This window comes from Bradyrhizobium sp. UFLA05-89 (assembly GCF_059803475.1).
Genome location: NZ_JBANBA010000193.1, coordinates 1 through 9,327, shown reverse-complemented (window position 1 = coordinate 9,327; position 9,327 = coordinate 1). Strand labels below are relative to the sequence as shown.

Sequence of the window (9,327 nt, the reverse complement as noted above, 5' to 3'; positions counted from 1 at the left end):
GGCACGTCCGGTTCGGCGAGAGGCGTGCAGAAACCAGCCGCCGTGAGGCGGTATGGCGCTGCGCGCCTACTCTACCTTGAGTTGTTTCGAGCTCCGCGACCACCGCGGCCTCGATGGCGATCTGACGGCCGAAGACGATCGGCGACGCACCCGCCTCTTCCCGCGGGCCGGAGCGTTAAGCGGAGGACGCCGGCGGGGAGACTTTCTTGTCTCGCGAGGAATGGGCGTAGCCCAGGGGAAGAAAGTCTCAACCGAAGGCGTTGCGGCTCAGACGATCGAGGCGCAGCCGGTCTTCGGCCAGATCAAGCCAACGAGGCGAGGTGCGTCCGAGCGCTGAACACAGACTTAAGCGGGAAAAGACGTGGCAGAGCTCGCTTTGCAGCACAAGAAGGCGACCGGTTTCGAAGTAGAGAAAGAAAGAGCCTGCGGGAAAAGGCGACATTGCCGTTGGGCAACAACCACAGCCGACAGCCATCGTCGACGGCGCATAAAGGGCCGAATGAGGGTCGGCACAGCGGGATCGAGCGCAACGAAGGCCGCCATGTCCTGAGAGCTTCATCAACGAGATGGCCTGGACACCCTGCTAGAGCAAAGCAACCCCAGATGTAGCGGAAGGAGGTTTCCTCAGGCGTCACGGACGTCAGGACCGGTTGATTTGGTTACCCCGCCAGGCTTCACTCCTCGCTCGAAGACACCGATCTGCATCCAGGCCCTCCAGGCGATGAAGATTGCGCCGACGCAAGCGAAGGTCTCACGCCAGAACGGCCATGGTACGGCGATCTGCGATAACGCGAGCGTCACATGGTAACCAGCAATTCCCGCCGGAACGGCAAAAGCCGCGCCGATCATGCCTCGCAAGAAGATCAGCCGCGCCATGGAATGGGCAAGCTGACTAGTGACGAGCGTCAAGGCGGCACTGATGATGCCGACAACGACCGCACCAGCAATTCCGCCGCCGCGATCCAACACCATTACAGCGGCGCTGACTGCAACAAAGAATGGGAGCGCATATACTGCGAGAGCAAAGGCCAGCCACAACAGAAGGCCGAGCCCAGCGAGATTGAGGGCAAGTCCAAGGGCAAACACGGTGGTGGTCCCCGTTCATAGATGTACGGATTGCGCCTTCCACCACCACCACGGCGTAACCTAACGTATAGAACGAAAACGTGATAAAATCGAGACACAATCCGCGTTGGATGGGAGATGAAATTTGTTTCTGCGGTAATTGCGGTCCCGAGAAAGATTTACCCGCGGAGTGCGTTTAGTTGAATAAGACGGGCGCTCACGAGCTGACCTCGCCAATTCCAAACCGATCTCTCTAACCCACAATCTCTCTTAATGAGTTGGGAGCTCATTTCGCCGTTCGCAAGTTCCGTTACTCGCAAAATGATCTGTCACTGAATGAAATTTTCGGCATATTCGAACGTTTTAAAAAACCATGTCCTGCCGGATGGATCTCCACAATCGATGATTGGAATGTCGCGGACAGCACCTCGCAACTACCCACCTCACCAATTTGGGTGGCGAGCCAAGGGTGACAAGGTGGTCGAATGCTTGATCGAGAATAGCTAGGCGCTGCTTCTCGCCTACCCATGAATTGCGAGCCGAGCATGGAGAGCATTCGGTCGACAGCCCGTTCGTGACCGTGGCGGCTCGCCGCGCTCGCGACAGCTTCCTTAAGGCATCCCAAAACCGGCGGCAGCCTCAAAGCCAAGATAACTTTGCATCGCTCTAAAGATCACGACGGGACGGGCATGCGAGACCGAAAACTCAAGTCCGCCCGCCAATCCCTTCCGCTTAGATCGCATGACGACTAGGAGCATCAGGATCTTCATTCGTCAACTCAGTGTGGGTGCCCCTCTCCGCGGCCGATGAACTCCAACACCGACTCTGCCTTACTGATCTCGCGTGAGATATGCTCCAATATCCGGATCATAGATGCTGGCGTCCGTACAAGACCTGCTCGATGGCAGGCAAGTTCCAAATGATGTATCACCTGTTCGTGGGTGGGAGCGACCCGATTCTGCAGAGCGCTGATTGTCAACGATGCGAGCAGGTAGTCGACTACGGATTTTTCGGCTTGAATCAATACTGATTGCCCCTCTTGGTCGTCGTTTCTGTTCTGAAATCAGTTATCGGCAAAAGTGTGTGCACTGCGAGCAATCTGCACCGGTGAGCACGCACGTTGCGGATTGGCAACGCGCATGATGCGGTGAGTTTCGCTTAAGCGTCCCGGCGTCCGCGGGCCGACGAGGCACCGGCGTACGAAAGACTTGGCCGAGATCGGGCCAAGACGCTTGTCTTGGCCTTAGGAGCGAGCCACTCGACGGTTTAGCCGAGAAAAGCGGAGAACGATCAGAAATCGCGACGCGAATCCAGATCTTCACCGTCTCTGTGGGGGCCACACTCCTCGGCGTGCCTGGCCAGCTTGTCGTATTCCTCGGCGATTTTCAGAAGCCTGTCTCTGGGTTTGCCGGGCCCAAGCAAATCGGCTTTGGTCCGCGTTGCTTGCGCACGACCTCGCCAGAGATGCGGATCGTAGATTGGTCTGTATGGTGTCATGTAAAAGAAGATGCAATTCGTAGATCAAGAAAGTGCGACAGCCGCCCTCCGTATCATTACGTAGGGTCCCATCAGCAATGTCGCGATGATTTCGCAGCGCCCCCTTAAGCTAAGATTCTTGAACGGTGCCTAAGCCGCTTTGCAGAGCGATGTTCGTCGGACGCGCGGCATCATTTGCCACCTTGCAATGCTCTATGATGAGATCAAAGAGCTTAGGTATGAACGTTCGAGATCCTGCCTCGTGCTCGTCTTTTTGAAGACCTGCGCTTTTCGGACGGAGACTGCAGCAGACGGCGGCATTTCGCCGCCCGGCGCGAAGCGAAAGGTTTCCACTCCCTCGCAACTGCGACTACCGGGATTAGACAGCGCATCGGATATCGCAAAACCGTGACGTTACTTCGTAAACCTTACGTACGAGGTTGTGACGTTAGGTTGGCCTCGCTGCCGCTTGTGCGTGGTGGGAGCACATGTTGTCGTAAGGACAACGTGCCTGATGTCGGGAATGCGCCAAGCTGTTTGCGAATATGACATCGGGCATGTGGCTGCTTGCGCGGCCAGTGGTCCTTGTGGAGGAGAAGAGTATATGCAGTTTAGTGCGAGAGGCCTGTCGATCCTGTTGTCCTTGCTTTTGGCTACAAGCGTGACCACGATCGCCAAGGCTGATGATCCCTCGCCGAAATACGCCGAGGTGCTCAGCGCCTTGCAGGCCGGCAAGGATGTCAGGCTCGTACTGGATCTCAGCCGCTGTACCACCATCGATGGCGGTAAGCCCGGGCCGGCTGTGCAGGGCGGACTAGTTATCAGCGCCTTCAGGGTGAGCACGCAGCACGGCATCAGCTTTGCAAATGCGCACCAAACGGTGGACAGCTCGGGACATCCGGTGACGGAATACATTCGCCACAGCCTCAGCCGCGAAGGCAAGCTCACGGTGCGGGCCTCCAAACTTACTGTCGGGGCGACCGAAGTCGTCAACCAGGGCGAATTCGTCTGCGAACTACCGGACGGCGCGAAGTTCGTCTGGTAATGGGAAGAACTGCGCACGACCTCGGTCCGGTTCGCCTTCCTAGCGGCCGGATTCGGTGAGCAAGCGAGCGCCAAAAGATCCGCGGTGGGGACCATCATTGCTAGTGGCCCCTGCACGGATTCGAGCAGAGCCGTTTTGAGCACTCGACTCCCATTTTGAGTGTTTCACAGAAACGCGCGCTTGCGGCGAGCCACGAGTCCTTCGCTTCAGCGAAGCACCCATTGCGCGGACCTCCGCTGAAGGTGAAGCCGAGGAACTTGAAGGTTTACCGTCTGCCATACCGAGGCGCAGTGCGACGGTTCGCCGTGAAGCGGCTAATGGTCACGAACCGGTCTTAAAACGTTCGCCTTCAGCCATTCCTGGATAAGGCCAATCATGCACGGATCAGCCGTCCAGTGCTTCGGAAAACAAATTGGCGCGTCAGTTATTCTTCTCCCCAACCGACGCCGTAGACCCTGAGCATCTCGGCGTGGGCGCGGCAGATCATTTGCTCGCTTGATCTGACGACCCGCAACTGCGCCGATCGCGAGCGCAAATAGGCAGGCCAGATAAGCATTCGTCCACCCCCAATAAACATTTGAGCCATCACGGGGAACAACGCGACCAGCACGATCAATCGCATTTTTTAGAAGTCGCCCAGCCCAGGCGCGCACCAAAACCTGCTATCCGACGAAAAAATAGCACAGGCTCTGGCTGGAATTTTACGCTGCACATCCTCGGTAGCTGCAGGAATTCAACGCAAAAGGGCTGGCCAGCGAGAGAAACACGCGCTCGAGCTTGGACATCGTGTCCGAGGAAACACTGGACAGCGGCTAGCCGCAGCTTCGCATTTGTTATAGCAGGGCCTTTCCGGCTATGTATCGCCTCGCCTATGTTGCCTTCTCCAATGAGCGTTCAGATGGAAAACTGTGTGATTGTGCGTGCCTACGGAAGACTATTAGATCAGTTGCGCGAAGAGGCATCCCGCGTTTCACGAGGACACAAGGCGGACTGGTCGATCGAGCGCTGCGACAAAGGGGCACGGTTTTGTTTCGAGGACGCGGAAGCGAAAAAGGCGTTCGCGTCGATCTGCGAAAACCTCGCTGTTTCGTATACGGAATCTTAGGTAGGTGATCCGAATCAGAGGCCGGCTGACGGAAGGTAACCGATGAATACCGCGGGATGGCTTTGCACCTAGCCATCGTCGTGCGTCTGCTCTCCCGGAACGGCAGCAATCGGAGCAAGCACTCTCTGTGCATCACGGCAAGCGCAATAGTGGAACTCCAAAGGATCGTAGAGAGCTGCCAACGAATCACCGTCTGATGCACACGCTGAGTCCCGCCACATCGGTCCGTTCAATTTGCTGCCCCGTCGCTTTTATCGCCCGCTAAGACGGCGCTCACGCGCCGTCCCTGCCGAATCTCCAGACCGGAATGCCAAGCTTTTTTGCCTTGTCGGCGAGGTTGTCCTGAATGCCTGTGCCGGGGAAATGCATGACTCCGATCGGCATGACCTCCAGCATCACATCATTGCGCTTGAATGGTGCAGCCTTTGCGTGTTTCGTCCAGTCCGGTTTGAAGGCGATCTGCGGCACTTTCCGATTGTTGGCCCATTTTGCAGCGATCAACTCGGCGCCTTTCGGCGAGCCGCCGTGGAGCAGAACCATATCGGGATGTTTCGCGCGGACCTTGTCGAGCCGATCCCAGACGAGCTGGACGTCATTGAAATCAAGCCCACCGGTGAACGCGATCTTTGGTCCGGGTGGAAGCATGACCTCGGTTTCGGCCCGACGCCTGGCAGCGATAAAATCGCGACTGTCGATCATCGCGGCCGTGAGGTTACGATGGCTGACGACTGAGCCGGAGCGCGGCCGCCAAGGCGAACCCGTGTGGACTTCGAAATATTCGGCAGCCTGATCGCGGAGGAGTTCCATGGTATTGCGGCGTTCGATGAGCGTGATGCCCTGGGCAGTGAGCCGTTCGAGCTCGACGGATCGCACTTCCGAGCCATTTTGCTCGCGCTGGCTCCTCTGCTGCGCTTGCTCGTTGGCATCGAGCTGGCGTTCAATGCGGTCCGCTGCACGATGAAAGAGATTGACGGTCGACCACAGCAAGTCTTCAAGGTCCGGTTCGAGGCGCGTGTCATTCAGGGTCGAGACTAACGCATCGAAGATGTCGGCGATGGCGCCGGTGATGGCCTTGCTTTCGGGAAGCGGCCGTGGATCGGGCTCATCCTGTAAGGGATGGAAACCGAAGAGCTGAAGTTCAGCGAGAACGTGATCGGTCGGGGACGAAGCATGGGGTAGCTCGGAATGAGGGTTGTGGTGGGCGGTCGTCATGGGTGAGGTCCTTTGCCGTATCGGCCGCGCCCATCGCGGCCTTCGTGGCGATCACCTGACGGCGGGCGGAACGGACCAGAACCTGAAGCGAAGCGGAGGGCCGAAGCAGAGCGAAGGATGGTAGAGGCACGGCTATTTTGTTTCGCGATGCAAAGGCGCGGAACGCGCCGGCGGAAAATAGCCGTGACTTCTGCCATTGCCGGGGCGTACCGCTTGCCGTCCGATCGCCCTTGAGAAGGCCAGGGGCGGCTCTGTCGGCGAGGGCGACCTCACAACTCGCCAAGCGCATAGGCATGAAGAAAGCATGCGTAGCAGTCGCGAGAAAGTTGGCTATCATCATGCATCGTATGTGGATGGCTGGCACAGACTTTCACTTCGGCCAGCCGCCCGCCCCGCGAGCGACTTGAGTGTCATTCCGGCGTAGCCGTCTGCTCTGCCGAGGACGTGGGGTAGGTCAGTCTACTTCGATCGTGCGGATTCAAGCACGTTTGTGAGCTTGGACGACCTCGCAAGATTTGCGGGCCGCAAGCACTAAGGGATGGTAGAGGAGCGCCCGTAGGAGCAGCGGTGCCGCGACGAGGAGAGGGAGCAGCCAATACGTGACGTGCGGAAGATCTTTCCAGATTGGCAGTTGCTTTCCATTGTCAACATAGAAAGCGATCACCAGCAGGACATAAGACAAGCTCATTCCAGTCATGTGTAATCTGATCCAATGTCTCCAACGCAGCCGAAGTGCCGAGCGACCAAACCATGCGCAGCCGAAGGAACAAGCTCCCAGAACGAACAGGTGAAAATTTTCGCTCCAGCGCATGATCGAGAGAAATGTCACGGAGGCGAACAACGCGAGCAGGCACCAGAAGTGGATCGTACCGAACGTAGAATGACGCCCCCGGCGCTTCTGTAAGAGCAGCGCGACCACCCCTGCGAGAACGCAAGCGATCCCGAGCGGGATATGCAGGCCCACAGTCACTTCAAGAAACGCTGGATCGGTCGAGGGAATGGCAATCCCCCCGATGGAGGTCGTGTCTCCATACATGCCACTTATCTATCGTTGCTTGACATTTGATCGTCAATTCAATAGTCGTTGAATTATGGAAAAGACAGATGCTGTGAGTGCGCTGGCCGCGCTCGCGCAGGATAATCGCCTCGATGTATTCCGCTTGCTCGTAGTGGCGGGGCCGGACGGCATGCCGGCTGGTGCCGTTGCTGACGCGCTCGGTGTCGCGCCAAACACACTGACGTTTCACTTTGACCGGCTACGGACCGCCGGTCTCGTCAGCTCTCGGCGCGACGGCCGCTCGATCATCTATGCCGCGCGCTTTGAGGTCATGAACGCGCTGATCGCTTTTCTCACTGAAAATTGCTGCGGCGGGGTGTCCTGCGCGCCGGCCGCGGTATGCAAGTCCGCCCGCACACGCACGAGAGTCTCATCCTGAAAGGATAGCCCATGAAGCGTCTCCATGTTCATGTCTCGGTCGCGGACATTCCCCATTCCATTCAATTTTATTCCGCACTGTTTGCAGCGCAGCCATCGGTGGCGAAGTCTGACTACGCGAAATGGATGCTGGACGATCCGCGCGTCAATTTCGCGATCTCGACGCGCGGGCGCGAACCCGGCCTCGATCACCTCGGCATCCAGGTGGAGAACACGGAGGAACTACACGAGGTTTATGAGCGCCTGCGGCAGGCGGGCGGTGAGGTCGTCGAGCAGGGCCAGACGACCTGCTGCTATGCCAAATCTGAGAAGTCCTGGATCGATGATCCAGCTGGCATCGCCTGGGAGACCTTCCATACGACAGGCGAAAGCACGGTCTATGGCGACGGCACTGGCGAGAACGCAGTGCGGATCGCGCATGAGAAGCAGAGCGCGTGCCGCGCGCCGCAGCCGGTTGCGAAGGAAGCCACGGCCTGCTGCAACTAGGGACATTCGAGATGGCCGATCACCCATACAGTGTCTTGTTTCTCTGCACCGGCAACTCGGCGCGCTCGGTCATTGCGGAAGCGGTCCTCAACAGGATTGGAGCGGGAAAATTCCGCGCCTACAGCGCTGGTAGTCAGCCGAAGGGCCGAGTCCATCCTGAGACGTTACGACTGTTGCGCAGCCTGGGCTATAACACCACGGGTTTTCGTTCAAAGTCCTGGGTTGAGTTCCTCAAGGGACCGAAACTCGATTTTGTCATCACCGTCTGCGACAACGCCGCAGAGGAAGTCTGCCCAGTCTGGCCCGGCCAGCCGATGACGGCACACTGGGGTATCCCTGATCCCGCGGAAGCCACCGGCACTCCGGCCGAAGTCGCGCTGGCCTTCAAGGAAGCATATCGTCTCCTCAATCAGCGCATCAGTATCTTCACATCATTGCCGCTGCGCTCGTTTGACGAACTCAGCCTCTCGAGCAAGCTCCGCGCAATCGGCGAGATTGAAGGGGCGACGCGGGCAACGGAACGCCATTGATGCCGTCGCTCGCCCGTTCCATCGTTGCCGAATGGCTCGGCACCGCATTCCTGCTCGCAGCGGTCGTTGGCTCAGGGATCATGGCGCAGAAGCTGGCGGGCGGAAACATCGCGCTTGCACTTCTCTGCAACACCATTCCGACTGGCGCAATCCTTGTCGTTCTCATCCTCGTCTTCGGTCCTATCTCCGGCGCGCATTTCAATCCGGCCGTGACGCTCGCTCTGGCTTGGCGTAACAAGCTACCATGGACCGCTGCGCCGATTTATATCGCAGCTCAGATCGTCGGCGGCATCGCAGGTGTCTGGACGGCACATCTGATGTATGAACTTCCGGTCCTGCAAGTTTCGCTGACGCAGCGGACCGGGGCCGCGCAATGGCTTGCCGAAGCCGTTGCGACCTTCGGGCTGCTGCTTACGATATTCGGGTGTGCGGCGCGCACGCCCACGGCCATCCCGTACGCCGTCGGTCTCTACATTACTTCCGCCTACTGGTTCACGGCCTCTACCTCCTTTGCCAATCCAGCCGTGACGATTGCTCGGTCGCTGTCGGATACATTCGCTGGGATCGCTCCCGGCGGGGTCGTCGCGTTCGTCGTCGCGCAATTGCTAGGCGCGGCTGCGGCGGTGGTATTAGATGGATGGATGTGCGAGCAGAAGCAGAAGCCGCAAAAGGCGGCGTGACTGCTACAGGTCATAGATCGGGATAGGGGGACGTCTCGCGACGCCACCCCTCCCACCACCGGGCATACGGGTCCGTACCACGGCGGTTCGATCGAGTTAAGCCGGCACAGGCGTGAAGATTCGGGGGAGACCCAGAGAGTCGAACGCCTGATTCGTAGGGCGTGTTGAACCGCCGGGTTTCCGGACATGCGCCAGAGCCCCGTTGGTGAACCGGCAGCCGCCAGAGATACATTCGCAATCTCCGGCGGATCCAGGCTTCCAGGTTTGTGAGCACGCGCGGGGTCTGGCAGAAG

The 9,327-nt window shown here is 58.6% G+C and carries 8 protein-coding genes and 1 pseudogene; 6 read left to right on the top strand and 3 right to left on the bottom strand.

All coding sequences use genetic code 11. The features are described 5' to 3' along the window. Nucleotides 1-624: 624 nt before the first annotated feature. Nucleotides 625-1,038, bottom strand: a complete 414-nt coding sequence (locus SO139_RS44600; protein ID WP_498542029.1) for a hypothetical protein — start codon at nucleotides 1,036-1,038, stop codon at nucleotides 625-627. A gap of 2,107 nt (nucleotides 1,039-3,145) precedes the next feature. Here SO139_RS44600 and SO139_RS44595 point away from each other — a divergent pair. After that, complete coding sequence (locus SO139_RS44595) at nucleotides 3,146-3,586, top strand: VirK family protein (protein ID WP_498542028.1); 441 nt, start codon at nucleotides 3,146-3,148, stop codon at nucleotides 3,584-3,586. A gap of 1,378 nt (nucleotides 3,587-4,964) precedes the next feature. Here the strand turns inward: SO139_RS44595 and SO139_RS44590 are convergent. Next, nucleotides 4,965-5,903: a DUF2493 domain-containing protein gene (locus SO139_RS44590; protein WP_498542027.1), complete on the bottom strand. Its 939-nt coding sequence runs from the start codon at nucleotides 5,901-5,903 to the stop codon at nucleotides 4,965-4,967. A gap of 275 nt (nucleotides 5,904-6,178) precedes the next feature. Here SO139_RS44590 and SO139_RS44585 point away from each other — a divergent pair. After that, a pseudogene (locus SO139_RS44585) lies at nucleotides 6,179-6,310 on the top strand (IS110 family transposase); the annotation flags it as partial. A gap of 71 nt (nucleotides 6,311-6,381) precedes the next feature. Here the strand turns inward: SO139_RS44585 and SO139_RS44580 are convergent. Next, entirely contained in the window at nucleotides 6,382-6,939 is a 558-nt protein-coding gene (locus tag SO139_RS44580) for a hypothetical protein (RefSeq protein WP_498542026.1), read from the bottom strand. A gap of 55 nt (nucleotides 6,940-6,994) precedes the next feature. On the opposite strand from SO139_RS44580, the gene SO139_RS44575 reads away from it, so the two are divergent. Genes SO139_RS44575 through SO139_RS44560 form a run of 4 tightly spaced genes read left to right on the top strand, consistent with a single transcriptional unit; the run spans nucleotide 6,995 to nucleotide 9,034 of the window. Then, on the top strand, nucleotides 6,995-7,339 hold the full coding sequence (locus tag SO139_RS44575; RefSeq protein ID WP_498542025.1) for an ArsR/SmtB family transcription factor: 345 nt from the start codon (nucleotides 6,995-6,997) through the stop codon (nucleotides 7,337-7,339). A gap of 11 nt (nucleotides 7,340-7,350) precedes the next feature. Further along, on the top strand, nucleotides 7,351-7,824 hold the full coding sequence (locus tag SO139_RS44570; protein WP_498542024.1) for an ArsI/CadI family heavy metal resistance metalloenzyme: 474 nt from the start codon (nucleotides 7,351-7,353) through the stop codon (nucleotides 7,822-7,824). 11 nt (nucleotides 7,825-7,835) lie between these two features. After that, a complete protein-coding gene (locus SO139_RS44565) occupies nucleotides 7,836-8,354 on the top strand; it encodes an arsenate reductase ArsC (protein ID WP_498542030.1) in 519 nt (172 codons plus the stop codon). Further along, entirely contained in the window at nucleotides 8,354-9,034 is a 681-nt protein-coding gene (locus SO139_RS44560; protein ID WP_449382416.1) for an MIP/aquaporin family protein, read from the top strand. The genes SO139_RS44565 and SO139_RS44560 overlap by 1 nt, the downstream gene beginning before the upstream one ends. Nucleotides 9,035-9,327: the final 293 nt, after the last annotated feature.

Bases quoted from the DNA above. Each gene is read 5' to 3' on its own strand.
- SO139_RS44595 (WP_498542028.1), top strand. From the start codon at position 3,146: ATGCAGTTTAGTGCGAGAGGCCTGTCGATCCTGTTGTCCTTGCTTTTG.
- SO139_RS44590 (WP_498542027.1), bottom strand. From the start codon at position 5,903: ATGACGACCGCCCACCACAACCCTCATTCCGAGCTACCCCATGCTTCG.
- SO139_RS44580 (WP_498542026.1), bottom strand. From the start codon at position 6,939: ATGTATGGAGACACGACCTCCATCGGGGGGATTGCCATTCCCTCGACC.
- SO139_RS44575 (WP_498542025.1), top strand. From the start codon at position 6,995: ATGGAAAAGACAGATGCTGTGAGTGCGCTGGCCGCGCTCGCGCAGGAT.
- SO139_RS44570 (WP_498542024.1), top strand. From the start codon at position 7,351: ATGAAGCGTCTCCATGTTCATGTCTCGGTCGCGGACATTCCCCATTCC.
- SO139_RS44565 (WP_498542030.1), top strand. From the start codon at position 7,836: ATGGCCGATCACCCATACAGTGTCTTGTTTCTCTGCACCGGCAACTCG.
- SO139_RS44560 (WP_449382416.1), top strand. From the start codon at position 8,354: ATGCCGTCGCTCGCCCGTTCCATCGTTGCCGAATGGCTCGGCACCGCA.